The organism is Aeromicrobium sp. P5_D10, assembly GCF_054049535.1.
In genome coordinates this window covers 111,165-135,648 of the sequence record NZ_JBFUME010000010.1, presented here as the reverse complement: position 1 = coordinate 135,648, position 24,484 = coordinate 111,165, and the positions used below count along the sequence as shown (strand labels likewise).

The 24,484-nt window shown below is 64.9% G+C and carries 22 protein-coding genes and 1 tRNA gene; 3 read left to right on the top strand and 20 right to left on the bottom strand.

Annotation, left to right across the window (positions count from 1 at the left end; genetic code table 11):
* Positions 1-101: 101 nt before the first annotated feature.
* Complete coding sequence (locus tag ACXJKC_RS18255; RefSeq protein WP_456698164.1) at positions 102-1,241, top strand: ScyD/ScyE family protein; 1,140 nt, start codon at positions 102-104, stop codon at positions 1,239-1,241.
* 63 nt (positions 1,242-1,304) lie between these two features.
* Here ACXJKC_RS18255 and ACXJKC_RS18250 read toward each other — a convergent pair whose 3' ends face one another.
* Positions 1,305-2,597, bottom strand: coding sequence for an ABC transporter substrate-binding protein (locus ACXJKC_RS18250; protein WP_456698163.1), 1,293 nt, complete (start codon positions 2,595-2,597; stop codon positions 1,305-1,307).
* Positions 2,598-2,757: 160 nt separating this feature from the next.
* Positions 2,758-3,381 carry an ANTAR domain-containing response regulator gene (locus tag ACXJKC_RS18245; protein WP_456698162.1) on the bottom strand — a complete coding sequence of 208 codons (624 nt, stop codon included), beginning with the start codon at positions 3,379-3,381 and terminating at the stop codon, positions 2,758-2,760.
* Between the two features lie 32 nt (positions 3,382-3,413).
* Between ACXJKC_RS18245 and ACXJKC_RS18240 the strand changes: the two genes are divergently transcribed.
* A tRNA-Leu gene (locus tag ACXJKC_RS18240) sits at positions 3,414-3,496 on the top strand.
* 58 nt (positions 3,497-3,554) lie between these two features.
* Here the strand turns inward: ACXJKC_RS18240 and pyk are convergent.
* The 9 genes from pyk to trpC all read right to left on the bottom strand — a co-directional run bounded on the left by pyk (position 3,555) and on the right by trpC (position 16,208).
* Positions 3,555-5,000, bottom strand: a complete 1,446-nt coding sequence (gene pyk / locus ACXJKC_RS18235; RefSeq protein WP_456698161.1) for a pyruvate kinase — start codon at positions 4,998-5,000, stop codon at positions 3,555-3,557.
* 126 nt (positions 5,001-5,126) lie between these two features.
* Positions 5,127-6,593, bottom strand: a complete 1,467-nt coding sequence (locus tag ACXJKC_RS18230) for a glutamate synthase subunit beta (RefSeq protein ID WP_456698160.1) — start codon at positions 6,591-6,593, stop codon at positions 5,127-5,129.
* Positions 6,586-11,151 (bottom strand): glutamate synthase large subunit, encoded by a 4,566-nt coding sequence (gltB, locus tag ACXJKC_RS18225; protein ID WP_456698159.1) that lies wholly within the window; start codon positions 11,149-11,151, stop codon positions 6,586-6,588. Before gltB ends, ACXJKC_RS18230 begins: the two co-directional genes overlap by 8 nt.
* A gap of 79 nt (positions 11,152-11,230) precedes the next feature.
* Positions 11,231-11,647: a universal stress protein gene (locus tag ACXJKC_RS18220; protein WP_456698158.1), complete on the bottom strand. Its 417-nt coding sequence runs from the start codon at positions 11,645-11,647 to the stop codon at positions 11,231-11,233.
* 72 nt (positions 11,648-11,719) lie between these two features.
* On the bottom strand, positions 11,720-12,457 hold the full coding sequence (locus ACXJKC_RS18215; protein ID WP_456698157.1) for a VIT1/CCC1 transporter family protein: 738 nt from the start codon (positions 12,455-12,457) through the stop codon (positions 11,720-11,722).
* Positions 12,450-13,295: a prolipoprotein diacylglyceryl transferase gene (gene lgt / locus ACXJKC_RS18210; RefSeq protein ID WP_456698156.1), complete on the bottom strand. Its 846-nt coding sequence runs from the start codon at positions 13,293-13,295 to the stop codon at positions 12,450-12,452. Before lgt ends, ACXJKC_RS18215 begins: the two co-directional genes overlap by 8 nt.
* Before the next feature lies 1 nt (position 13,296).
* Entirely contained in the window at positions 13,297-14,094 is a 798-nt protein-coding gene (gene trpA / locus ACXJKC_RS18205) for a tryptophan synthase subunit alpha (protein ID WP_456698155.1), read from the bottom strand.
* Positions 14,091-15,317, bottom strand: a complete 1,227-nt coding sequence (gene trpB, locus ACXJKC_RS18200; protein ID WP_456698154.1) for a tryptophan synthase subunit beta — start codon at positions 15,315-15,317, stop codon at positions 14,091-14,093. Before trpB ends, trpA begins: the two co-directional genes overlap by 4 nt.
* 84 nt (positions 15,318-15,401) lie before the next feature.
* A complete protein-coding gene (gene trpC, locus ACXJKC_RS18195) occupies positions 15,402-16,208 on the bottom strand; it encodes an indole-3-glycerol phosphate synthase TrpC (protein WP_456698153.1) in 807 nt (268 codons plus the stop codon).
* Between the two features lie 103 nt (positions 16,209-16,311).
* Here trpC and ACXJKC_RS18190 point away from each other — a divergent pair, with 103 nt between their 5' ends.
* Positions 16,312-16,602 carry a hypothetical protein gene (locus tag ACXJKC_RS18190; protein ID WP_456698152.1) on the top strand — a complete coding sequence of 97 codons (291 nt, stop codon included), beginning with the start codon at positions 16,312-16,314 and terminating at the stop codon, positions 16,600-16,602.
* A gap of 5 nt (positions 16,603-16,607) precedes the next feature.
* Here the strand turns inward: ACXJKC_RS18190 and ACXJKC_RS18185 are convergent, their stop codons facing one another.
* The 9 genes from ACXJKC_RS18185 to ACXJKC_RS18145 form a co-directional block, all read right to left on the bottom strand.
* Positions 16,608-17,006 (bottom strand): DUF2752 domain-containing protein, encoded by a 399-nt coding sequence (locus ACXJKC_RS18185; RefSeq protein ID WP_456698151.1) that lies wholly within the window; start codon positions 17,004-17,006, stop codon positions 16,608-16,610.
* 20 nt (positions 17,007-17,026) lie between these two features.
* On the bottom strand, positions 17,027-17,692 hold the full coding sequence (locus ACXJKC_RS18180) for an RDD family protein (RefSeq protein ID WP_456698150.1): 666 nt from the start codon (positions 17,690-17,692) through the stop codon (positions 17,027-17,029).
* A gap of 61 nt (positions 17,693-17,753) precedes the next feature.
* Positions 17,754-17,948: an HGxxPAAW family protein gene (locus ACXJKC_RS18175; protein WP_456698149.1), complete on the bottom strand. Its 195-nt coding sequence runs from the start codon at positions 17,946-17,948 to the stop codon at positions 17,754-17,756.
* A 41-nt stretch (positions 17,949-17,989) separates the two neighbouring features.
* Positions 17,990-18,571 (bottom strand): Trp biosynthesis-associated membrane protein, encoded by a 582-nt coding sequence (locus ACXJKC_RS18170; RefSeq protein WP_456698148.1) that lies wholly within the window; start codon positions 18,569-18,571, stop codon positions 17,990-17,992.
* The gene (gene hisI / locus ACXJKC_RS18165) at positions 18,568-18,906 is read right to left on the bottom strand and encodes a phosphoribosyl-AMP cyclohydrolase (protein ID WP_456698147.1); all 339 of its coding nucleotides are present in this window, start codon (positions 18,904-18,906) and stop codon (positions 18,568-18,570) included. Before hisI ends, ACXJKC_RS18170 begins: the two co-directional genes overlap by 4 nt.
* A gap of 13 nt (positions 18,907-18,919) precedes the next feature.
* Positions 18,920-20,746, bottom strand: coding sequence for an ABC transporter ATP-binding protein (locus ACXJKC_RS18160; RefSeq protein ID WP_456698146.1), 1,827 nt, complete (start codon positions 20,744-20,746; stop codon positions 18,920-18,922).
* Complete coding sequence (locus tag ACXJKC_RS18155; protein WP_456698145.1) at positions 20,743-22,581, bottom strand: ABC transporter ATP-binding protein; 1,839 nt, start codon at positions 22,579-22,581, stop codon at positions 20,743-20,745. Before ACXJKC_RS18155 ends, ACXJKC_RS18160 begins: the two co-directional genes overlap by 4 nt.
* Positions 22,571-23,332, bottom strand: a complete 762-nt coding sequence (hisF, locus tag ACXJKC_RS18150; RefSeq protein ID WP_456698144.1) for an imidazole glycerol phosphate synthase subunit HisF — start codon at positions 23,330-23,332, stop codon at positions 22,571-22,573. The genes ACXJKC_RS18155 and hisF overlap by 11 nt, the downstream gene beginning before the upstream one ends.
* Before the next feature lie 54 nt (positions 23,333-23,386).
* Positions 23,387-24,418, bottom strand: a complete 1,032-nt coding sequence (locus tag ACXJKC_RS18145) for a PASTA domain-containing protein (RefSeq protein ID WP_456698143.1) — start codon at positions 24,416-24,418, stop codon at positions 23,387-23,389.
* Positions 24,419-24,484: the final 66 nt, after the last annotated feature.

The following is a 24,484-nucleotide window of genomic DNA, read 5'->3' as shown; positions in this document are numbered from 1 at the left end:
TTTCCGCGTATTTCGCACCATCGCATTCGAGTGACCTCCGGCGTACATTTTGCCGAAGGGAGAAATGAGGAATTCATTTAGATCACTCGAAAGGCAATGTCATGAAACGAAGTTCGCAGATTCTCGTCGCAGCTACGGCAACACTGCTCGTCAGCGGTTTTGTCACCTCAGGCCCGGCCATTGCGGGTGGCCGTGATCCATCGCCGTCGCAAGCACGCACCTGGGCCGACGGCCTACTGACTCCGCTCAGCCTCGCGGTCGACGCTCACGGCCGTGCCCTCGTCTCACAGAACTTCAAAGGCGAACTGACCCGAATCAGCTCCAACGGCGCCCGCACGACGATAGCCGCTTCGCCGGGCAATGAGCTCGGAGCGGTGTCCACGCGCGGCAGGACGATCTACTGGGCCACAACAGGTCAGGACCCAGCTTCACCGGCCGCGGCTCTGTGGGCCAAACGCAAGGGACACCCGGCCAAGCGGATCGCTGATCTACGCGCGTTCGAAGCGGCCAAGAATCCGGACCAGAGAAAGACGTATGGATTCCGGGATCTGCCCCAGTCTTGTATCGACCAGTTCCCGGCCGACAATCCGGCGTCGTACACCGGTCTCGTCGACAGCCATCCCTATGCGTCCTATGCGGCCAAGAACAAGGTCTACGTGGCAGACGCAGGCGCCAATGCGATCCTCTCGGTTCGCACTGACAAGCGTCATGCCAGGCCCAAGGTCGTGGCAACCCTGCCGGCCCGAGGGTCCGTCGTCACAGCCGAGGCCCTGCAGGCACAGGGCTTGCCTACGTGCGCGGCAGGACACAAGTACTACTTCGAGTTCGTCCCGACCGACGTCGAAAGAGCCCGCAACGGATGGCTCTATGTGACGTCATTGCCGGGTGGACCCGAGGATGCGAGTCTCGGGGCACGGGGTGCGGTGTACAAGGTCAATCCGCACAATGGCAAGGCCCGTCAAGTCGCAGGAGGCTTCGTGGGCGCCACCGATCTTGCCCTTGGACCTGATGGAACTATCGCGGTGGCCGAACTGTTCGGGGGAGCAACAGGAGCCGGTCAGGTGACGTTCATCAAGCCGTGGTCGTCATACCGCAAGTCCTTGCCGCTGACAGCACCCGGTGCCGTGGAATGGACCGGAACACGTCGTCACAGCAAGCTGTACGTCACGACCGACGCATTCGTGCTGGGGGCTGAAGGCCCGCAGCCGATCGGCAAGCTGCAAGTCCTGAAGTTTCACTGATACGCGTCGATGAAACAACAGTGCCCCCGGTCCGAAGACCGGGGGCACTGCCAGCTCCAGCTGTCAGACTGTGCCGGCGATGTAGTCGATCGGCGAGATCTTGTTGTCCTTGTCGTATTCGTAGATGCCGATCGAGGCGGCCGTCGGGCTACCCAGATCACTCAACTCGATCGGGCCGGAGACACCGTCATAGTCGATGTCGGCCTTGGGATCGGCCTTGAGCAACTCGGCGCACTTCTCGAAGGAGTCGCACTTCTCGCCGCCCTTGGTGACGTCGGGGAGAGCCTTTGCGATGGCCGCGCCCGAATCGTCGCCAGCCACGATCGCGGCCAGAGAGGACGTGACGACGGCATCGTAGGACTCAGCCGAGTACGTGTAGTCCTTCAGCTTAGGATCAACCGTCAGCAGACGCTTGCGGAAGTCCGCACCCGCCTTCGCGCCGGGGATCGTGCCCTTGGTGCCAGTCAGCGTTCCGGGCGGCAGCGTTGCTGTGCCATCTTTGCTGTAGTCAGCGGTGTTGCCGTCGACGAAGTACGTCGGGACCTTGGTCGGGGCCACGCCGGCCTGGATCAGCTTCGGAACGATCGTCGTGGTCTCCTCGAAAGCGATCAGGACGACGGCATCGGCCTTCGCATTCGCGATCTCGGTGATCTGCGAGTCACCCGGTCCGGCCTTCTCGCTGTAGAGCACCGAAGCTGCGACCTTCGAACCGGCGTTCTCGAGGTTCTTGGTCACTTCCTTGGCCAGCGTCTCACCGTAGGCGTCCTGGCGAGCCAGGATCGCGACGTTCTGACGGCCGTCCTTGACCAGCAGGTTGGCGAGAACCGCACCCTGCAGGATGTCGGACGGCGCTGTGCGGAAGTAGAGGTCAGGTTTGTCGTAAGGCGCCTTCAGATCGAAGTCGGTCGACGTGTTGGCGGGCGAGTACATGACCGCGCCGGCCGACATGATCTTGTCGATCACAGTGAACGAGACGCCCGAGGACGCGGCACCGACGATGACGTCGGACTTGGCCTTGAGCAGCTTGTCGGTCTCGGCAGGAGCAATGCCCGAATCGGTGTCACCCGAGTCGGCCTTGACGCCGACAACGTCCTTGCCGTTGACGCCACCGGCGGCGTTGATGTCCTTGATGGCGAGGTCGACTCCGGCGAACTCCGGGGGGCCGAGGAAGGCGAGGCTGCCGGTGGCCGGTAGGAGTGAACCGATGGTCAGCGTCCCGTCGCCCTTGGCGGCCGGAGGGGCGTCGGTCTTCTTGTCGTCGTCGCCTGCGCTGTCGCTACCACCACAGGCAGCAAGAACGAGTGCGCTCGCGGCGGCCACGGCAGCCAGGCGAATCGTTGTGGAACTGCGTTTCATCAATCCTCCGGATGGGTCGAGAAACTGTGGTGTACACCACAGTCCATGCGTAGGACAGAACTTAGTCTTTTAACGACGCAAATGGGTCAACGTTTCGTGCCGGTCTGGTTAAGTAGCCGTTTTGTAACCGTGCAAGGCCCCACAAGCGGCGAAATCGACGCTATTCGGCCGATTCGCCGAGCGCCGGGCCGTGATCGATGACGCTTTGCGCAACCTGCTGCATCGTGAGACGCAGGTCCATCGCCGTGCGTTGGATCCAGCCGAAGGCTTCGGGCTCGCTGATATCGAGGGCTTCTTGCAGCAGGCCCTTGGCCCGTTCGATGACTTTGCGGCTCGCCAGCTGCCCGGTGAGATCACCGACCTCGTGTTCGAGCGCGATGATCTCGGCGAAGCGGCTGCGAGCCATCTCGATCGCCGGCACCAGATCTGACTTGGAGAACGGCTTGACGAGATAGGCCATCGCGCCTGCCTCACGAGCCCGTTCGACCAGATCGCGCTGGCTGAAGGCCGTGAGCATCACGACCGGCGCGATCCGCGCCTGTGCGATCTGCGCCGCTGCCGCGATCCCGTCGAGTTTGGGCATCTTGACGTCCATCACGACCAGGTCGGGCCGGTGCTCGGTGACCAGTTTGACTGCGGCTTCACCGTCCGATGCCTGGGCTACCACGTCATAGCCCTCTTCCTGGAGCATCTCGGCCAGATCGAGCCGGATCAGCGCCTCGTCCTCGGCAATGACGACACGGAGCGCTGGACGGGATCCCGATGACGAAGACACAACATTCACATGAGAAGGTTATACGGCTCGCTTGTGAGCATGCCGAGTTGGCGGAATGGTAGACGCGATGGTCTCAAAAACCATTGTCCGAAAGGGCGTGCGGGTTCGAGTCCCGCACTCGGCACAAACAAAGAATCGGGTTCTGTCCGCGCATATGCGGTCAGAACCCGATTCTTTATCTGTCAGGACGGGTCGTACGCCGGTGAGACCCGGTTGATGGCATCGCCCATGTTGTGGATGCGCAGCGCGTTGGTGGAGCCGGGGATGCCCGGAGGGCTCCCGGCCACGATCACGACTTGATTGCCGGGAGCGCAACGGTCAATCTCCAACAGCGCCCGGTCGACCTGCAGGACCATGTCGTCGGTGCTCTTGACCTCGGCGACCAGGAACGTCTCGATCCCCCAGCTCAACGCGAGCTGACGGCGCACGAGATCGTACGGCGTGAACGCGATGACAGGCACCCGCGAGCGATAGCGCGTCATACGCCGCGCGGAGTCCCCGCTCGTCGTGAAGGCGACGACGAACCGCGCGTCGACGGCCTCGGCACAGTCGGCCGCGGCCCGACAGATGATGCCGCTCTTGGTCTTGGCCTTCCAGCTGAACGCTGCCATGCGCGGCAGGCCGTGGTCTTCGGTCGATTCCACGATGCGCGCCATCGTACGGACCGTCAGGATGGGGTACTCCCCCACGCTGGTCTCGCCCGACAGCATAACCGCGTCGGCACCGTCGAGCACCGCATTCGCGACATCGGACGCCTCGGCGCGGGTGGGCCGCGGAGCCGAGATCATCGACTCGAGCATCTGAGTCGCGACGATGACCGGCTTGGCGTTGCGGCGCGCCTTCTCCACGATGAGCTTCTGCACGATCGGGACGTCTTCGAGTGGCAGCTCGACACCCAGGTCACCGCGCGCGACCATGACGCCGTCGAAGGCGTCCATGATGCCGTCGAGGTTGTCGACGGCCTGCGGCTTCTCGATCTTGGCGATGACGGGACGGACGATGCCTTCCTCGTCCATGATCTTGCGGACGTCGTCGTAGTCGTCGGCCGAGCGGACGAACGACAGTGCGATGAAGTCGACGCCGAGATGCAGCGCGAACCGCAGATCGTCGACGTCCTTCTCGCTCATCGCTGGAACGCTGACCATGACGCCGGGAAGGTTGATCCCCTTGTTGTTGCTGATCTGGCCGTTGGTCTCGACGACGCAGGTCACGTCGGTCTCGGAGACGATGGTCGCACGCAGCCGCATGCGGCCGTCGTCGATCAGGATCTCGTCGCCGGCGTTGACATCGCCCGGGAGGCCCTTGTAGGTCGTCCCGCAGCGATGCTGATCGCCCAGGATGTCTTCGGTCGTGATCGTGAAGGTGTCACCCACGGCCAGCTGGATGGGGCCTTCGGCGAAGCGGCCCAGACGGATCTTGGGGCCTTGGAGGTCGGCCAGGACCGCGATGGCCTTGCCGGACTTCTCGGCGGCCGCACGGACCCATTCGAAATTCTGCCGGTGATCGGACTGGTCCCCGTGGCTCATATTGAGCCGGGCCACGTCCATGCCGGCTTCGGCCAGCTCCTCGATCTTGGTGGCGTCGCCCACTGCGGGGCCGAGCGTACAAACGATTTTGGCTCTTCTCACGACTCCACCTTAGTCAGGACAAATGGTTACCCGCGAGTCATGTTTGTAGTTTCACGCAACAAAAACAGAATCGCTCCTCGAGCCGGCCGAAAGGAGCCCTTTCGACCAGCTCGAGGAGCGGACAGATCAGACCGTCAGCGGACGGGCATTCGGCAGGATCGGGACCGGAAGGGTCGTCGATCCTTGCAGGTAAGCATCGACGCCGGCCGCGGCAGAGCGTCCCTCTGCGATGGCCCACACGATGAGCGACTGACCGCGTCCGGCATCACCTGCGACGAAGACCCCGTCGACGCTCGACATGTACTGCTTGTCGCGCTTGATGTTTCCGCGCTCGTCGAGTTCGACGCCGAGCTGGTCGACGAGCCCGGTGGTCTCCGGTCCGGTGAAGCCCATCGCGAACAGGACGAGCTGGGCCGGGAGATCACGCTCGGTGCCTTCGATCTCGGTCAACTTGCCGTCGACGAATTCGACTTCGACGAGGCGCAGCGCGCTGACGTTACCGTTCGCGTCGCCGATGAACTCCTTGGTGGAGACCGAGTAGACCCGGTCGCCGGCCTCCTCATGCGCTGATGAGACCCGGTAGATCATCGGATACGTGGGCCACGGCTGGCTGCCCGGACGGTCCGTGCCGGGATTGGGCAGGATCTCCAACTGGGTGATCGAACGAGCACCCTGACGCACCGAGGTGCCGAGGCAGTCCGCACCCGTGTCACCGCCGCCGATGATGACGACATCCTTGTCGGTCGCGAGGATCTGATCTTCGACCTCTTCGCCGAGTGCCACGCGATTGGCCTGGGGCAAGAACTCCATGGCCTGATGGATCCCGGCGAACTCACGTCCCGGTACCGGCAGTTCACGGCGCACCGTCGAACCGATGGCCAGAACAACCGCATCGTAGCGATCACTCAGCTGTGAGCCGGTCAGCGTGTCGCCGATCTGGACGCCGGTACGAAATACCGTGCCCTCGCGCTCCATCTGATTGATCCTGCGGTCGACGTGGACCTTCTCCATCTTGAACTCGGGAATGCCGTAGCGCAGCAGTCCACCGGGCTTGTCATCACGCTCGTAGACCGCGACGGTGTGACCCGCTCGAGTCAGCTGCTGGGCAGCCGCCAGCCCGGCAGGTCCCGAACCGACGACTGCGACGGTCTTACCGGTCAGCCATTCGGTGGGTTCGGGCCTGACCCGGCGGTCGTCCCAGGCTTTGTCGATGATCGAGACCTCGACGTTCTTGATCGTCACGGCATCGCGATTGATGCCGACGACGCACGCCGTCTCGCACGGCGCCGGGCACAGCCGACCGGTGAACTCCGGAAAATTGTTGGTCGCATGCAGCCGGTCGAGCGCCTCGTCCCAGTCATCGCGCCAGACCAGGTCGTTCCACTCGGGGATCAGATTGCCCAATGGGCAGCCGGAGTGGCAGAACGGGATACCGCAGTCCATACAACGTCCGGCCTGCTCGGTGATGATCGGCAACAGCGCCTTGCCCGGCCCCCCGGGGTAGACCTCGTTCCAGTCGTTGATCCGTTCGGCGACCGGACGGCGCTCGGCGACCTCGCGGGGGGTTGTGATGAATCCTCTGGGATCAGCCACGTGCGGCCACCTCCATCATGCGTGCAGTCGTATCTTCTTCGGACAGTCCTTCGGCTTCGGCAGCGTCGCGCGCCTCGAGCACCAGTCGGTAGTTGACCGGCATGATCTCGGTGAATCGCGGGAGCGACTGCTCCCAATGAGCCAGCAGGTACTCGGCGACGGCCGAACCGGTTTCTTCGTAGTGCTTGGCAATCAGGCCGCGCAACTCTTCGCCCGTACCGGCCGGTACGGGCCGCAGCTCAACCATTTCGCGGTTTACCAACGTCTCATCCAGATCCAGGATGTACGCCGATCCGCCGCTCATGCCGGCCGCGACGTTACGACCCGTGACGCCCAGGATGACGACGCGTCCACCGGTCATGTACTCCAGCGCGTGATCGCCAACCCCTTCGACGACCGCACTGGCACCGGAGTTGCGGACGCAGAACCGTTCGCCGACCTTGCCGCGCAGGAAGATCTCTCCCCCGGTCGCGCCGAAGCCGATGACATTGCCAGCCACGATCTGCGCCTCGGCGGTGTACTGCGCCTCACGTGGCGGACGCACCACGATGCGTCCACCCGACAGACCCTTCCCGACGTAGTCGTTGCCATCGCCTTCGAGCCGCAGCGTGACGCCCTTGGGTACGAAGGCCCCGAATGATTGGCCCGCCGATCCAAGGAAGGTGATGTCGATCGTGTTCTCGGGCAGACCCTCGCCGCGGAAGCGTTTGGTGACCTCGTGACCCAGCATCGTGCCGACCGTGCGGTTGACGTTGCGGATCGCGAGCTGGGCCCGAACCGGTTCGCCCCGTTCGAGCGCATCGGCACTGAGCGCGATGAGTTCGTTGTCGAGCGCCTTGTCGAGGCTGTGATCCTGTGTCGTCGTGTTGTGCAGCGAGGCGCCCTCGGGCAACTCCGGCACGTACAGGATCGGTGACAGGTCGAGACCGTCGGCTTTCCAGTGGCCGATGGCCTGGTCGACGTCGATGACCTCGGCATGCCCGACGGCTTCCTCGATGGTCCGGAAGCCGAGGCTCGCGAGGTACTCGCGCACTTCTTCGGCGATGAAGTTGAAGAAGTTGACGATGTACTCGGCCTTGCCGGAGTACTTCTCGCGCAGCGCCTTGTTCTGAGTCGCCACGCCGACGGGGCACGTGTCGAGATGGCACACGCGCATCATGATGCAGCCGCTGACAACCAACGGAGCGGTCGCGAAACCGAACTCCTCGGCGCCCAGCAGCGCGGCGATCACGACGTCGCGGCCGGTCTTGAGCTGGCCGTCGGCCTGCACGACAACCCGGTCACGCAGACCGTTCAGCAGCAGGGTCTGCTGCGTTTCGGCCAGACCGAGCTCCCAGGGCCCACCGGCATGCTTGAGCGAGGTCAACGGCGATGCACCGGTGCCTCCGTCATGCCCGGAGATCAAGATCACGTCGGCCTTGGCCTTGGCGACTCCCGCCGCGACAGTACCGACGCCGACCTCCGAGACAAGCTTGACGTGCACTCGCGCCACCGGATTGGCGTTCTTGAGATCGTGGATCAGCTGCTTGAGATCCTCGATCGAGTAGATGTCGTGGTGCGGCGGCGGGCTGATGAGCCCGACTCCAGGGGTCGAGTGACGGGTCTTGGCCACCCAGGGGTAGACCTTGGGTCCGGGCAGCTGACCACCCTCGCCGGGCTTGGCACCCTGCGCCATCTTGATCTGGATGTCATCGGCGTTCGTCAGATACTCCGATGTGACGCCGAAACGTCCCGACGCGACCTGTTTGATCGACGAGCGACGCTCAGGATCGTACAGACGATCGGGATCCTCACCGCCTTCGCCCGTGTTGGACTTTCCGCCCAGACGGTTCATCGCGATCGCAAGCGTCTCGTGGGCTTCCTGGCTGATCGAGCCGTACGACATCGCACCGGTCGAGAACCGTTTGACGATCTCGCTGGCAGGCTCGACCTCGTCGATCGAGATCGGTTCACGCAGGCCGTCCTTGAAGCTGAACAGACCGCGCAGCGTCAACAGCCTCTCGGACTGGTCGTCGACCCGTGAGGTGTATTGCTTGAAGATGTCGTACGAACCCGTGCGGGTCGAGTGCTGCAGGCGGAACACCGTTTCGGGGTCGAACAGGTGCTCTGGTCCCCCACGGCGCCATTGGTACTCGCCGCCGACCTCGAGGTGACGGCGCGGACCGGAGATCCCGCTGGTCGGGTAGGCCTTGATGTGGCGCGAACGCACTTCCCGCGCGATGACGTCGAGCCCGGCTCCGCCGAGTTTGGACGATGTGCCGGTGAAGTAGGCGTCGACGACCTCGTGCGACAGGCCGACCGCCTCGAAGATCTGCGCACCGGTGTACGACGCGACGGTCGAGACACCGATCTTGCTCATGACCTTCAAGACGCCCTTACCCAGACCGTAGACCACATTGCGCAGGGCCGTAGTGGGAGCGACATCGGTCACGAAGACCTTCTCGCGGGCCAGGTCCTCGGCGGTCTCGAGCACCAGATACGGGTTGACCGCGGTGGCGCCGTAACCGATCAGCAGCGCAACATGATGCACCTCGCGGACGTCGCCGGCCTCGATGATGAGTCCGGCCTGCGTGCGGAGCTTCTCGCGCACCATGTGGTGGTGCACCGCACCGGTCAGCAGCAGCGACGGGATCGGGGCCAGATCGGAATTGGAGTGCCGGTCCGACAACACGATGATGCGGGCGCCCTTGTTGACGATCGCGTCAGTGACATCGGCGCAGATCTCGTCGAGCTTGGCCTTGAGCGCCGCGCCTCCCCCGTCGACCGGGTAGAGACCGCGCACGATGTGCACCGAGAAGCCCGGCATATCGCCGCCGGAGTTCATGTGCCGGATCTTGGCGAGCTCGTCGTTGTCGAGCACCGGGAACGGCAGTTGCAGCATGCGGCACGATGCCGAGCTCGGGGTCAGCAGATTGCGCTCAGGGCCGATCGTGCCGGCCAGTGACGTGACGACCTCTTCGCGGATCGCATCGAGCGGCGGGTTGGTGACCTGCGCGAACAGCTGGCTGAAGTAGTCGAACAACTGGCGTGGACGGTCGGAGATCGCCGCGATCGGCGAATCCGTGCCCATCGAACCGATCGCCTCGGCACCTGTCCGCGCGATCGGCGCGATCAGGATCCGCAGCTCTTCCTCGGTGTATCCGAAGACCTGTTGACGACGGGTGACTGAGGCATGCGTGTGGACGATGTGCTCGAGGTCGGGCAGATCCTCGAAACGGACCAGGCCGGAGTAGAGCCATTCGTCGTACGGGTGCTCGGAGGCCAAGGCGTTCTTGATCTCATGATCCTCGATGATGCGGTGCTCATCGAGGTCGAGCAGGAACATCTTGCCTGGCTCGAGGCGGCCTTTGCGCACGATCGTCTTCTGATCGATGTCGAGCACACCGGCCTCGGACGCCAGGACGACGAGACCGTCGTCGGTGACCCAGAAGCGTCCCGGACGCAGGCCGTTGCGGTCGAGCACCGCGCCGATCTGCGTACCGTCGGTGAAGCAGACCGCGGCGGGGCCGTCCCAGGCCTCCATGACCGAGGAATGGAACTCATAGAACGCCCGGCGAGCCGGGTCCATGTCGGTGTCGTTCTCCCACGCCTCGGGGATCATCATCATGACGGCGTGCGGGAGCGTGCGACCGCCCAGGTGCAGAAGCTCGAGCACTTCATCGAATGACGCAGTGTCGCTGCCGTGGGGATCGCAGATCGGGAACAGCCGCTGGATGTCGCCGGGGATCAGATCGCTCTCCAGCAGCGCCTCGCGGGCACGCATCCAGTTGCGGTTGCCGCGCGCGGTGTTGATCTCGCCGTTGTGCGCGACGAAGCGGAACGGATGCGCGAGCGGCCAGCTCGGGAAGGTGTTGGTCGAGAACCTGCTGTGCACGATCGCCAGCGCCGATGCCATGCGCTCATCGCGCAGATCGGGAAAGAAGTTCTCCAGCTGATCGGTCGTGAGCATGCCCTTGTAGACGAGGGTGCGGCTCGACAGCGACGGGAAGTAGACCGCGAGCTCGTGCTCGGCACGCTTGCGCAGACCGAAGGCAGCACGGTCGAGCGCGATACCGGACAGCTGCTCACCCGCCGACGCGAGGAACATCAGGGCGAACGACGGCATCGCGCCGCGCGACATGCTGCCGAGGATCTCGGGATTGACCGGGACGTCACGCCAGCCGAGGACCGTCAGACCCTCTTCGACCGCTATGGCCTCGATCGCCACGCGAGCCTCGGCAGCAGCTTCGGCTTGGAGCGGCAGGAAGGCCATGCCTGCGGCATAGGCGCCGAGCTCGGGAAGCTCGATTCCGCTGACTGCCCTCAAGAACGCATCGGGAATCTGGATCAGGATTCCCGCACCGTCGCCGGTTGTCGGCTCTCCGCCGACGGCGCCGCGGTGGTCGAGATTGCGCAGGGCAGTGAGTCCCTTGGCCACGATGTCGTTGCTGGCCACGCCCGTCAAGGTCGCGACGAAGGCGACACCGCACGCGTCATGCTCGTTGGCCGGATCGTACAGGCCCTGCGCCGGAGGCAGAGTCTGAAGCGCCTGGAACGGGGAACGGGACTGGGAGCGCATGCATGCCCTCTCTTACGTCATCATGGGTCACGAATATTTCGTACCGGGGACGACGTTGGCCTCGGACAGCGTCACAATGTTACACGGTTTTGACGATGTAGACATCACATGGTGCGTGATGTGCGACATCTGTGGCGACGCTGCCGAGGATCCGGCCGATCCCCTGCACCCGCCGGTTGCCGACGACGATCAGATCGGCGCCGATGTTCTTGGCCACGCTCACAAGCGCCTCGGCCGGCTTGCCGTGCGCCGGACCGCTGTGGATATTGGGCACGATGCCGTTGAGGGACTCGGCGATCTCGGTCGCGATGACCTCGCTCTCGGACTGGATCCGCACATCGCCGAGGTACTCGGGCTCGGTCGCCCGTTCCTTGTCGTCCGCGGCCATCATGACGTGCAGCGCGGCTCCCGTGCTGGCGGCCAAGGAAGCAGCCGCCTCGGCTGCCCTGCGGGAGCTGTCGCTGCCGTCAACGCCGACGAGAATTGTGTGAGGCATGGGGATCTCCGAATCGATGGAACCAGAAGGTAACCATAAGTTACACCTTCAGAGAGCCTGATGAGTAGCAGATCAGCCCAAAGATGCGCCGACGGCCTCGCCGACGAAGTACGTCAGGCCGGCTGCGGCTCCACCGAGCACGAGCTGGCGGATGCCGCCGAACCACCAGGTTCGTGCCGTCACCCGCGTCACGATCGCGCCGCACGTGAACAGACCCACCAGTGACAAGACGATCGCCGGCCACGCCGACTCGATCCCGACGAGATACGACAACAACGGGATCAGCGCACCCAGACCGAAGGAGATGAACGACGATCCGGCCGCCAACAGCGGCGATGACAGGTCATCGGGGTCGACGCCGAATTCCTCGCGGGCGTGCATCTTGAGCGCCTGCTCGGGGTCACGATGGATCTCGTGCGCCATCTCGCGCGCGAGTTCCTCGTCGACGCCCTTCTCGACGAACAACGCCGCAAGTTCGGCCTCTTCGGCGGTCTTGTTGAACAAGATCTCGTCTCGTTCGATCTCGACCTGCGCCAGGGCGAACTCTCGCTGGCTCGCCACCGACGTGTACTCCCCTGCCGCCATCGAGAACGCGCCGGCAGCCAGCCCGGCCAATCCGGCCAGAACGACCGGCTTGGTGTCGGAGGCATTGCTGCCGCCGACCACGCCCATCATCAGCGCGAAGTTGGACACGAGTCCGTCCATCGCACCGAAAACCGCCGGTCGCAGCCAGCCACCGTTGACATCGGGGTGCTTGTGTCCGACCTCGTCGGGATCGGGCAGCGGCGTCCGCTCAGCCGAATCAGCCAAGATCTGGCTCTTTCTCAGCCGTTGACGTCGAAGGCTCGACTTCGTCCCGATTGCGGTTTCGGGTCGCGACGAAGTAGATCAGTGCCAGGGTGAAGACGATGATCGAGGTCCACACGTTGAGCCTGAACGGCCCGATGTGGTTCGCGGTGTCGATACGCAAAGCCTCGATCCAGCCCCGCCCGAGCGTGTAGAGCATCGCATAGAGCGCGAATGCCCGCCCGCCGGTCAGCTTGACTCGCCGGTCGATCGCGATGATCAGGGCTGCCGCAGCCAGATTCCACAGCAGTTCGTACAGGAACGTGGGGTGGAAGGTCTCGAACTGCTGATATCCCAACGGCCGGTTCTCGCGCGCGATCTCCAGACCCCATGGCAGGTCGGTCGGCCGGCCGAACAGTTCTTGATTGAAGTAGTTTCCGAGGCGTCCGATCGCCTGAGCGATCAACAGTCCGGGAGCCAGCGCATCGGCGACCGACGAGAACGACACTCCGTAGCGCCTGCACGCGATGTAGGCACCCAGAGCGCCGCCGGCGATCGCGCCCCAGATGCCGAGTCCGCCCTTCCAGATCAAGAAGACATCCGTGAAATTCTTCCCGTCGCCGAAGTACAGCTCCGGGTCGGTGACGACGTGATAGATGCGCGCACCGACGATCCCGAACGGAATGGCCCAGATCGCGACATCACCGATCAGACCGGCCCGACCGCCGCGGGCCTGGAAACGTCGCTCACCGACCCAGATCGCGACGAGGGCACCGATGATGATGCCGAGCGCATAGGCCCGCAAAGGCAGCGGTCCCAGATGCCACACACCCTCGGAAGGACTCGGGATATAGGCCAGCACGTCAGCTCCTCTCGACGCCGGCGCGCAGATCCTGCGCCAGCGTGCGGATCGCGTCGAGTCCGGCTGACTCATCGGGTGCGTCCAGCAGACAGCGTACGAGGGCAGACCCCACGATCACGGCATCGGCGTACGCGGCGATCTCGTGGGCCTGGGCACCGTTCGACACGCCGAGCCCGACGCCCGCGGGTTTGTCGCTGATCTTGCGGATCCGCGCGACGAGCTCCTCACCCAATGAGCTGGTCTGTTCGCGCGCACCCGTGACGCCCATGACCGCAGTCGCGTAGACGAATCCGCTGGCCGCGTCGACCGTCATCTGGAGCCGCTCATCGGTCGAGGACGGTGCGACCAAGAAGATGCGATCGAGCCCGTGCGCGTTCGACGCCGTGATCCACTCTCCGGCCTCGTCGGGGATCATGTCGGGCGTGATGAGGCCTGAACCTCCGGCGGCCGCCAAGGCGGCTGCGAACCGGTCGACGCCGTAACGTTCGACCGGATTCCAGTACGTCATCACGACGGTCGGGGCGCCGGTCGCCGCGCTCGCAGTGACGACGTCGAACACATCGTGGGTTCGCGCGCCGGCGAGGAGCGCCTGTTCGGCCGCTGCCTGGATGACGGGACCGTCCATGACCGGATCGCTGTAGGGCAGGCCCACCTCGACGAGGTCGACGCCGCCTTCGACCATGGCCTCGATCGCCTTGATCGACAATTCCTTGGTCGGGAATCCCGAAGGCAGATAGCCCACCAGCGCGGCCCGATTCTCGCCGCGCGTGCGCTCGAACAGCTCGTCGATGTTACTCATTCTTCGACTCCCTGTTCCAGGACGACAGGCTCGTCGATCAGGCCGAAGTACTCCGCCGCGGTATGCACGTCCTTGTCGCCGCGACCCGAGAGGTTGACCAGGATCGTGGCATCAGGGCCGAGCTCCTTGGCCAGCTCCAGCGCGCCGGCCAGGGCGTGCGCCGACTCGATCGCCGGAATGATGCCTTCGGTCTTGCACAACAAGTCGAACGCCGACATCGCGGCGGCGTCGGTGGCCGGGACGTACTGCGCCCGGCCGATATCGGCGAGATACGAGTGTTCGGGGCCGACCCCCGGATAGTCGAGCCCGGCCGAGATCGAATGCGACTCGATGGTCTGGCCGTCCTCGTCCTGCAGCAGGAAGGAGCGGGCGCCGTGCAGCACGCCGACCTCACCTCCGGTGATCGTGGCCGCGTGGCGGCCCGTTTCGACGCCGTCGCCTCCGGCCTCGATGCCGACGAGTCTGACGTCGGCATCGTCGACGAATGCCGTGAACAGGCCGATCGCATTCGAGCCGCCCCCGACACATGCCACAGCGGCATCGGGCAGTTTGCCGTCGAGCGCGAGCGCCTGAGCCCGGGCCTCGTCACCGATCCCGCGGGTCAGATCGCGCACCATCGTGGGGAACGGATGCGGACCGGCCGCCGTCCCGAACAGGTAGGACGTCGTGTCGACGCTGGCGACCCAGTCACGCAGTGCCTCGTTGATCGCGTCCTTGAGCGTGCGGCTGCCGCTCTTGACCGAGATGACCTCGGCGCCGAGCATCCGCATACGGGCGACGTTGAGCGCTTGGCGTTCCGTGTCGACCTCGCCCATGTAGACCGTGCATTCGAGGTCGAGGTAGGCACATGCGGTAGCTGAAGCAACGCCGTGCTGCCCGGCACCCGTCTCGGCGATCGCACGCGGCTTGCCGATGCGTTTGGCCAGCAGAGCCTGCCCGATCACATTCCGGATCTTGTGCGCGCCCGTGTGATTGAGGTCCTCGCGCTTGAGCAGGATCCGGGCTCCCGCCGCCTCGGAGAACCGGTGCGCCTCGTACAACGGGCTGGGAATGTTGGCGTATTCGCGCAGCATCCGATCGAGTTCGGCCATGAAGGCCGGATCGGCCTTGGCCTCGGTCCAGGCCCGGTCGAGCTCATCCAAGGGGGCAACAAGTGCCTCTGGCATGAATCGGCCGCCGAACCGGCCGAAGTGGCCGGTGCTGTCAGGTTGTGCGTAAGTCATGGGTCCTCAGTCGTCAGAAGTCACTGCGCGTGTCAGGGGGGCAAGGGCGGGCGAAGGCGCGTCACTGCACCGGCAGTGACGCCACTACCAGCGATGCTGCAGAGCAGGATGCGTGCCGGCCGCGACCAGGGTCGCAACTGCGGTACGGGGATCTTCACCACGTACCAGGGTCTCGCCGACCAGGACGACATGTGCGCCGAGCTTGGCGTACTCGATGACGTCGTGAGGGCCCCGCACACCGGACTCGGCCACCTTGACCGCCGTGTTGGGGATCAGCGGCGAGAGGCGTTCGAACGTTCCGCGATCGACTTCGAGGGTCTTCAGATTGCGCGCGTTGACGCCAATCAGATCGGCTCCCGCGTCGGCGGCCCGACGAACCTCTTCCTCATCGTGCACTTCCACCAAAGGCGTCAGACCGATCGACCTGGCGCGTTCGATCAGGCTCTCGAGAGCGTTCTGCTCCAACGCCGCAACGATCAGCAGCGCCATGTCGGCGCCGGCCGCTCGGGCTTCCCAGAGTTGGTACGAGGTCGTGATGAAGTCCTTGCGCAGGACCGGGATGTCGACGGTCCCGCGCACGGCGCGCAGATCGTCCAACGTTCCGCCGAAGCGACGTTCCTCGGTCAGGACGCTGATCGCGGCGGCGCCACCGGCCTCGTAGTCGGCTGCGAGTGCCGCAGGATCTTTGATCGTGGCGAGTTCGCCCTTGCTGGGGCTGGATCGCTTGACCTCGGCGATAACCGACACTCCATCGGCCCGAAAGGCCGGCATGGGGTCGAGCGCCGGGTGCTGCCGGGCCGCTTGAGCCTTGAGATCATCGAGTGACGTCTTGGCCATCCGGGCTTCAAGGTCCTCAGCCGCGCCGGCCAAGATCTCGTCCAGAACTGACATGGCCCCTCCTCGGTACCTTCGATAGCCTGCCTGCAAAGAGTAACCCCGTGACGCTCTGAGCGGTTCGGGGGCTGCAGTTCGGTGAGATGACTAGGCTGTCGCCATGGCCGATGACACCGAATCTCCGGGAGCAGATTCTCCTGCGCCGCATCGGTTCGCGGCCTACAGCGTCGCCCTCGGTGTCGGTGCGTTCGCGTGCCTGTTCTTCTTCCCGTTCGGCTGTCTGGTGCTCGGTGTCCCGGCGATCACGACCGGCGTGCACGCTCGCCGCGAAATAGCCGCATCCCGGGGTGAACTGACCGGCGACGAGGTTGCCGTGATCGGCTTGATCATCGGCGGCGCGGCGCTGTTGACCGGGCTCGTGTCATTTTTGCTGTCGGAATGGTCCGGCTGACCGGTTCACGGCGCGAGCCACGAACCCCACGGCGTCACTCGCGCGATGCCGAAGACCACGATCAGCGCCAAGACGACCAAGCCCGTGCGGCCGTCCAGGACGATCATCCGGTCACGAGTGCCTTGCGCCCGTCGTACGATCCACAGCACCCAGGCGACCGCGAGCACCACGACCAGGGCCACGGCCAGCAGATTGCTGCTGAGCGCTGAAACGACATCACCACGGGCAAGATCGTTGACGGCCCGCAGGCCGCCGCAGGCTGGACAGGGCTGACCGGTCACCGCGAGGAACGGGCACAAGCCGTAGGCGCCCGAGACGTGCGGATCACGCAGATGCAACACCGCCAGAGCCCCGAAACCGGCCGCACCCACCAACGCCGGAGCGCGGAATGCGGCCGGTTGCACGGCTCTTACCTGCACAATGCTCAGACGCGGAGGGCGACCGATGAGACGACCTTGTCGTGCAGGGTCTGCTTACGGTCGTCCCACAGCGGCCAGAGGACGTCGATCAGGCCGAGGCAGGAAATGCCGCTGAAGACCGTCGCGACCAGCCAGCGCAGGAAGCCTCCGCCGCCACCCAAGAAGGCCCCCGTCTCGGCTTTGACGACACTGATGCCGACGACCTTCTTGCCGAGGCTCTGGCCGGTTGTGCCGACTCGGATGCCGCGGTTCCAGATGTCGAAGGCGAAGTAGCCGATGCCGGTCAGGATCAGAATGATGACGCCGAGCGGCTCGACACCCGTGAGTTCATCGGTGACCTCGTTGACCTCGGCATTCTGGAGCATGATGACGAATCCGACGATCAGCGGTATCAGGAAGATGCCGAAGGCGATCAATCCGTCGAGCAGGGCAGCACCGACGCGCGAGCCCCAGCTCGCGTAGTTGGGAGCGACTTGCCCGTAGCCGGCGGGAGCCTGGCCGTACGCAGGCGGTGCCTGACCGTAACCCGGAGGCGGCGGCTGATAACCCGGCGGCGGGGGCTGATAACCCGGCGGAGGCGACTGGTAACCGGGAGGGGGCTGATAGCCCGGCGGGACTCCCCCGGAGCTGTCATCACCCGGGTAGCTCGGATACTGCGGCTGATCGGACATTTCGAATCCCCTTGGGAGTCAGGCGTACAACGAAAAGATGGAACTCAGCGCGCTGAAAAGCTCAGTGCTCTGCGCGGTCGACGCCGAGTCCGGCGGCCGCCATGATCCAGCCGACGGGTCCCGCGCCCACAGCGAGGACCGAGCCTATCGTGAACAGCAGCCAGTTGGGATCCGGAATCAGCGCAACGCCACCGATCGTGATGCCGACAAGGCACAAGATGACGGCGGTCCAAGCAGCTGGCGATGATCCGTGCATGAGTATTGATTCTCCTCGTTGTGGCGTAACTGGGCCCCAGACTACTGGGTGGGATCGGTGCCCTCGTCCATCGCCTTCCACATGTCGGCCTCCGAGATCACTTCGGTTCGCTTGGGTTGTGCACCCGGTGCGTCGTACCGGCTGCTCATCGTCGGCCAAGCGCGTGCCCAGCGCACCATCGCCGCCCCCAGCAACACCGCGAACAAAAATGCGATGACCGCGAGGAAGTACCACGGTGTGGACGAGATGTCCCCGATCGAATCGGGTCCGGTGAACGCCGGCGATTCCTCCGCCGCCGACGCCACGGCACGTCGAACGCCCCCACTGCCCGGACGAGGGGCGACCACGATGCCGATCACGCCGACGATCATGGTCAGCACGCCCACGCACTGGCGCAGTCGCGGACCGGCCGCCAGCAGCGCCAGCGCAGCCGTGACGACGACCAGCGCGAGCGCCGAGACGAGCGGCTCGACATCTGCCCCAGAGACTTTCAGATCCGTCGGCGCCAAGCCGTCCGATGACAGGACGGTCTTGGCCCATGGACGAGATGCGGCCCAGAAACCCAGCCCACCCGTGGCGAGCGTCGCGAGCACGACCGGCCCATAGAGCCGACGGGCGTTCACAGCAACTGGTCCGCGTCGAAGCAGGTCTGATCGCCCGTGTGGCAAGCCGGTCCCGTCTGGTCGACCAGGACGAGCAGGGTGTCACCGTCACAATCGAGTCGGACCTCGCGCACGGCCTGGACGTGACCGGACGTCTCGCCCTTGACCCAGTACGCCTGCCGGCTACGGCTCCAGTACGTTCCACGGCCGGTCGTGAGCGTACGGTGCAGCGCCTCGTCGTCCATCCAGCCGACCATGAGCACGTCGCGGCTCTGGGCGTCCTGGATGACAGCCGGCACGAGGCCGTCTGCGTCACGCTTGAGACGAGCGGCGATGGCGGGATCGAGAGAGGTCACGAGGACAAGTGTCTCAGGCGCTGCCCGAGCCCGACGGAGCCACCGCAACGTCGGTATGTGAACCCATCAAAGAGGCCTGGGCGACCCAGCTCGCGTGCAGCCGGGCATAGACCCCTTCGCGTTGGACGAGCTCGGCATGCGTGCCGTCCTCGACGATGCGGCCGGCATCGAATACGAGAATGCGGTCAGCGTTCTCAGCGGTCGAGAGCCGGTGCGCGATCGTGACACTCGATCGTCCATCGAGCAGCTTGTCGAGTGCGCGGGTCGCGCGCAGCTCGGTCTGCGGATCGACCGCGCTCGTCGCCTCGTCGAGCACGATGAACTCCGGATCGGCCAAGGCCGAACGGATCAGCGCGACCAGCTGACGTTCACCGGCCGACAGCGATTCGCCGCGCTGACCGACCTCGGAATCGAGTCCGTTGGGCAGGGATGCGAACCAGTCGTCGAGTTCGAGGTCTTCGACGACCCGCAACAGATCGCGGTCGGTCGCGTCCTTGCGTCCGTACAGCAGATTGGCGCGCAATGTCGCATCGAACAGGAAGCCCTCCTGGGGCACCATCAGCACGTGTTGCCGAAGGTCGGCGAACGAGACGGTTCGGATGTCGGTCGTCCCCAGTCGGACGACGCCTGCCGTCGGGTCCATCAGCCGGGTCAGGAGCTTGGCGAACGTCGTCTTGCCTGACCCCGTTTCGCCGACGACCGCGACCCGCTGCTGTGGAGCGATCTCGACGTTGATGTCGGTCAGGACATCGGGGCCGTCGGGGTAGGCGAAGGTGACGTCTTCGAACCGGGCACCCAAGGTCTCATCGGGTAGCGACACACCCGATGCCCCCGGATCGACGACGTCGGCCGGTGTGTCGAGCAGGTCGATGACCCGGCGCCATGATGCGATCGCGTTCTGCGCATCGGTCAACACCTGGGTCGCGGTCTGCACGGGGCCCACGAACAGTCCGACCAGGAAGGCGAAGGCGATGACGGTGCCCATCGACAGGTCACCGGCCACACCCAAGATGACACCGAACGCCAGCACTGCACCATTGGCCAGACCGCCCGCCACGCCCGAGGACGCGAACGTCACGGCAACGAGCTTTTGCGCCTTGACGTTGGCGTCGAGGTTGCCGTTGATGCCGGCGTCGACACGTTCTTGGGTGCGGCGTTCGATCGCGTACGCGCGCACGACCGAGGCACCGACAACGGGCTCGGCGATGACCGCGATCATCTCGCCGACCGTCCGACGCACGATGTCGTAGGCATCGCTGAGTCGCTTGGCAAACCACTTGAGGCTGAGCCCCAAAGGTAGGAAACAGATCAGCACGACGATCGTCAGCTGCCACGAGTAGAAGGCCATGATGACCGTCGCGACCAGGATCTGGCCCAGGCTGACGACGATCTGGATCCCGGTGAACTGCAGGAACTGCGAGACCTGGTCGATGTCGGAGGTCACCCGCGACACCAGGACCCCGCGGCGTTCGGCATTCTGGGTCAGCATCGACAGATCGTGCACGTGACGGAAGGCGTCGACCCGCATCTGCGCGAGGCCCGTCTCGCTCGCGATGAACAGACGGATGCGCATCCAGTACGCGATGCCCCCGGTTGCGAGGATCAGCACCGCCGCGATCAGCAGGAAGCCGCTGATATCGCTGACGCTGGAATCGCCCTCGCTCAAGCCCGAGTCGACGGTCTTCTGGATCAGGATCGGGATGACCGATCCGCCAACTGTGCTGAGCACCGCCAACAGGATCGTCAGACCGAGGCCGTCCTTGATCGCCGGTGACAGGGCCAGCCCACGACGGATGATCTGGGTCCCGGTCTGGCGGACGGCGGGCTGTTCCGTGGTCATGACAGCTCCTCCCGGGCCTGGTCGTACGCATTGACGAGGTCGCGGTACGCGGTGGATGCCGCGACGAGTTCGTCGTGACTTCCGCGAGCCGCGATGACACCCTCGTCGAGGAAGACCACCTCGTCGGCCAAGGCGATCGTGGCCTTGCGGTAGGCCACGACCAGGACGGTCGGACCCTCGTCGTCCGCGGTGTGGGCTGCAAGTGCCTTGAGAATGCGCTGTTCGACTTCGGGATCGACCGCGCTCGTGGCATCGTCCATGACCAGGAGGCGAGGGTGCCTGACCAAAGCTCTGGCCAATGACAGTCGCTGACGCTGACCGCCGGACAGCGTCGTGCCCCGCTCCCCCAGTTCGGAGTCGAGTCCGCGTGGCAAGGACGCCACGAAGTCGGCCGCCTGGACGGTGCGCAATGCTGCCCAGACCTCGTCGTCGGAGAAGTCGCCTCCGAGGGTGACGTTCTCGCGGACGCTGTCGTCGAACAAGAAGGTGCCTTGCGGCACGACCGCGATGGCCTTGGCGAGTTCGTCGTGACTCAGGTCGCGGATATCCATCCCGTCGACCAGAATCGCGCCACCACGTGGGTCGACGAGCCTGGTCAACAGCGAGGTCAGCGTGCTCTTGCCGCTGCCCGTCGCGCCGACGACCGCGACGACCTTGCCCGGCTGGATCTCGAGGTCGATGTGCCGCAGCACATCGCGATCGGAGTCGGCGAAGCCGAACGTCACATCATCGACGTCCAGCGACACCGGACCGGATCCGGGCAGCGAGGCCGTGCCGTACGGCATCGAGCCCTGCTCCTGCAGCACGGAGTCGACCCGCTCCCAGCTGACGACACTGCGGGGCAGCTCGCCGAGTACCCAGCCGATCGCCCGCACCGGGAACGCGACCACCGTGAACAGGTAGGCCACCGAGACGACATCGCCGGGATCGGCGGCACCGCTGGCGACCCGGCCGACGCCCAGGATCACAACCAGCAGGATGCCGATATTGGGCAGCGCCTCGAGCAGCGGATCGAACATGCTGCGGATCCGGCCGACCGCGATATTGGCATCGCGCAGTTCATGTGAGACGTCGCGGAATCGATCGGTCTCATCGGTCTCGCGTCCGAGTGATTTGACGACGAGCGCGCCGTCGAACGACTCGTGTGCTACGGCGCTGACCGAGCCCCGCAGTGACTGGGCATGGGCGACTCGCGGCGACAGCCACCTTTGGTAGAACACGTTGATGATGAACAGCGCCGGGAAGACCACCAGGCCGACCAGCGTCAGCACCAGGTCGGCGCGCACCATCTCGAAGATCGCGGCGACGAGCATCGCGATGACGCCGATCGCCATGGGCAGCGGCATGAAGACCGACCAGGCACCCTCGACGTCGGCGTTGGCATTCGACAGCAGCTGTCCGGTCGGATGGCGGTGATGCCACGACATCGGCAGGGCGAGGTACTTGCGGGTGACCTTGCGGCGATAGTCAGCGACGAGCCGGTAGTAGACGATTCCGCCGATGAGCCGGCGCGCGACGATGCCCAAAGCCCGCAGGATCGCGACTGCCATGAACAGTGCGATCGCGGCGATGAGCGCGCCCTCGGTCACGTCACCGGCCTCGAACGAGGGTCGGATGACGTGATCGGTCGCCCAGCCCAACACCCGGGCATCCGCGACGGTCATGAAACCGAACAGCACACTGCCGATCACTGAGATCCAGAACAGGAACCGCTGCTCTCTGATCCCGCGTCCGAGCAGTGTGAAGCCACGCCTGGTGATCTGGTCGGTCCGGGCGGCGCCGAGGTCTCGAGACATCAGCTCTTCGGGGTCGGTTTCAGTGTCGCTAACGGACACGGTGTCCAGCAGCTCGCAAGGTCTCTTTCACCTGTCCGATGGTCAGATCGCCGAAGTGGAAAACACTCGCGGCGAGTACGGCGTCGGCACCGGCATCGATGGCTGCGGGGAAATGCTCCAGCCGTCCGGCACCGCCACTGGCGATCAGTGGCACTTGTGTAACGTCACGGACCGCCCGAATCATTTCCAGATCGAAGCCGTCTTTGGTTCCGTCGGCGTCCATGGAGTTGAGCAGCACCTCGCCAACGCCCAATTCAGTGGCCTGTCTGGCCCATTCGACCGCGTCGAGGCCCGCCGATTGCCGCCCACCGTGGGTCGTGACTTCGAAGCCGCTCGGCTGTTCGCTGCTGCGGCGGGCGTCGACGCTCAGCACCAGTACCTGGCTGCCGAATCGCTGGGTGATCTCGGCGATGACTTCGGGCCGATTGATCGCAGCGGTGTTGATACCCACCTTGTCGGCGCCGGCCCGCAGCAATCGGTCGACGTCGTCGACAGTGCGCACTCCTCCGCCGACGGTCAGCGGGATAAAGACCTGGTCGGCCGTGCGGCCCACGACGTCGAATGTCGTGCTGCGGCTGTCGGAGGACGCAGTGATGTCGAGGAAGGTCAGTTCATCGGCGCCTTCGGCGTCGTAGACCTTCGCCATCTCGACAGGGTCTCCGGCGTCGCGCAGGTCGACGAAGTTGACGCCCTTGACGACCCGACCATTATCGACGTCCAGACATGGGATGACACGCACAGCAAGGCTCACCGGATGAGCCTATCGGCCCCGCCGGTGGCCAGCGTGTTCGCGGTCTGGCGGCTGTTACTTGCCGATCTTGATCGTGACAGACGTCCCGCGCTTGACCTGGACCTTGGCCGGGATGTTCTGACTCAGGACCTTCTTTCGCTTGGACTTCGACGACTTCTGCTTGCTGACCTTGCCGAGCTTGCATCCGGCCTTCTTGAGCGATGACCGAGCCTGCGTGACGGTCTTGCCCTTGAGTTTGGGCACCGCACAGTACTTGACCGGCGCAGGGACCGGAGGTGCGACTCCGGCACATCGCCAATCATCGGTGAACGTGCTGACGGTGGCATTTCCGGCGATCGAGTTATTGCACAGCGAGTGGGCCCGCGCTCCGCCTGTGCGCTGGACTCCGAGATTGTTCAGGTAGAACCTCGAATTGCTGACCCAGGCCTCAGCACCCGCAGCGACACTCAGCGCGATATTCGAACCCGTGATGGTCGTACCGTCGATCGTGGCGCGACCATGGTGTCCTGCTTCGGGAGCCAACCGCACGCCGTACGAGCAGTTGTTCGCGATGTCGAGGTCGTTGAACGCCATGTCGACGAAGATGTCGGGCGAGCTGGTCGACAACGGCGCCTCGATCGCCTGCTTGAAGCCCGAGATCGCGACATGGTCGATCCGTACCGACCGCGCACCGAGGATCCGCACACCGCTCAAAGAGGTGCAGCCCTCGGGGGCGGAGTCGACCCCGGTGATGTCGATATTGCGCAGCACGACATCGCTGGTCGCCGGAGCGTTGATGACGATGCCATGGGTAGCCGAGACCAGCGAGGAGACGGTGTTGCCACCACCGTCGATCGTGATGCCCTTGGTGATCGTGACGCCGCCGAAGCCGCCGGAGTCGATCGCGTTGATGACGCCGCCGGCGGCGGTCTTGCTGATGGCACCGGCGAAGGTCTTACAGGGAGCCGTGCGCGAGCACGGGTTGGCATCGTCACCGACACCGGACACCCAGGTACGGGTGGCTTGAGCTTGCGCAGGGGCGCTGAGCATTCCTACCAGGACCGCGGCGATTCCGCCGACAGCCAATGTGCGTCGAAGTGTGATCATGGATCTGATTCTGACCGATCACTGCTGCTATGGCAGCAAAATGCGTCAGTTGGTCCGCAGGTCAGA

What these genes read in the sequence shown, in the direction of transcription:
- ACXJKC_RS18255 (WP_456698164.1), top strand. Translation starts at nt 102, where the DNA reads ATGAAACGAAGTTCGCAGATTCTCGTCGCAGCTACGGCAACACTGCTC.
- ACXJKC_RS18250 (WP_456698163.1), bottom strand. Translation starts at nt 2,597, where the DNA reads ATGAAACGCAGTTCCACAACGATTCGCCTGGCTGCCGTGGCCGCCGCG.
- gltB (WP_456698159.1), bottom strand. Translation starts at nt 11,151, where the DNA reads ATGCGCTCCCAGTCCCGTTCCCCGTTCCAGGCGCTTCAGACTCTGCCT.
- ACXJKC_RS18220 (WP_456698158.1), bottom strand. Translation starts at nt 11,647, where the DNA reads ATGCCTCACACAATTCTCGTCGGCGTTGACGGCAGCGACAGCTCCCGC.
- trpA (WP_456698155.1), bottom strand. Translation starts at nt 14,094, where the DNA reads ATGAGTAACATCGACGAGCTGTTCGAGCGCACGCGCGGCGAGAATCGG.
- trpB (WP_456698154.1), bottom strand. Translation starts at nt 15,317, where the DNA reads ATGACTTACGCACAACCTGACAGCACCGGCCACTTCGGCCGGTTCGGC.
- trpC (WP_456698153.1), bottom strand. Translation starts at nt 16,208, where the DNA reads ATGTCAGTTCTGGACGAGATCTTGGCCGGCGCGGCTGAGGACCTTGAA.
- ACXJKC_RS18190 (WP_456698152.1), top strand. Translation starts at nt 16,312, where the DNA reads ATGGCCGATGACACCGAATCTCCGGGAGCAGATTCTCCTGCGCCGCAT.
- ACXJKC_RS18180 (WP_456698150.1), bottom strand. Translation starts at nt 17,692, where the DNA reads ATGTCCGATCAGCCGCAGTATCCGAGCTACCCGGGTGATGACAGCTCC.
- ACXJKC_RS18175 (WP_456698149.1), bottom strand. Translation starts at nt 17,948, where the DNA reads ATGCACGGATCATCGCCAGCTGCTTGGACCGCCGTCATCTTGTGCCTT.
- ACXJKC_RS18160 (WP_456698146.1), bottom strand. Translation starts at nt 20,746, where the DNA reads ATGACCACGGAACAGCCCGCCGTCCGCCAGACCGGGACCCAGATCATC.
- ACXJKC_RS18145 (WP_456698143.1), bottom strand. Translation starts at nt 24,418, where the DNA reads ATGATCACACTTCGACGCACATTGGCTGTCGGCGGAATCGCCGCGGTC.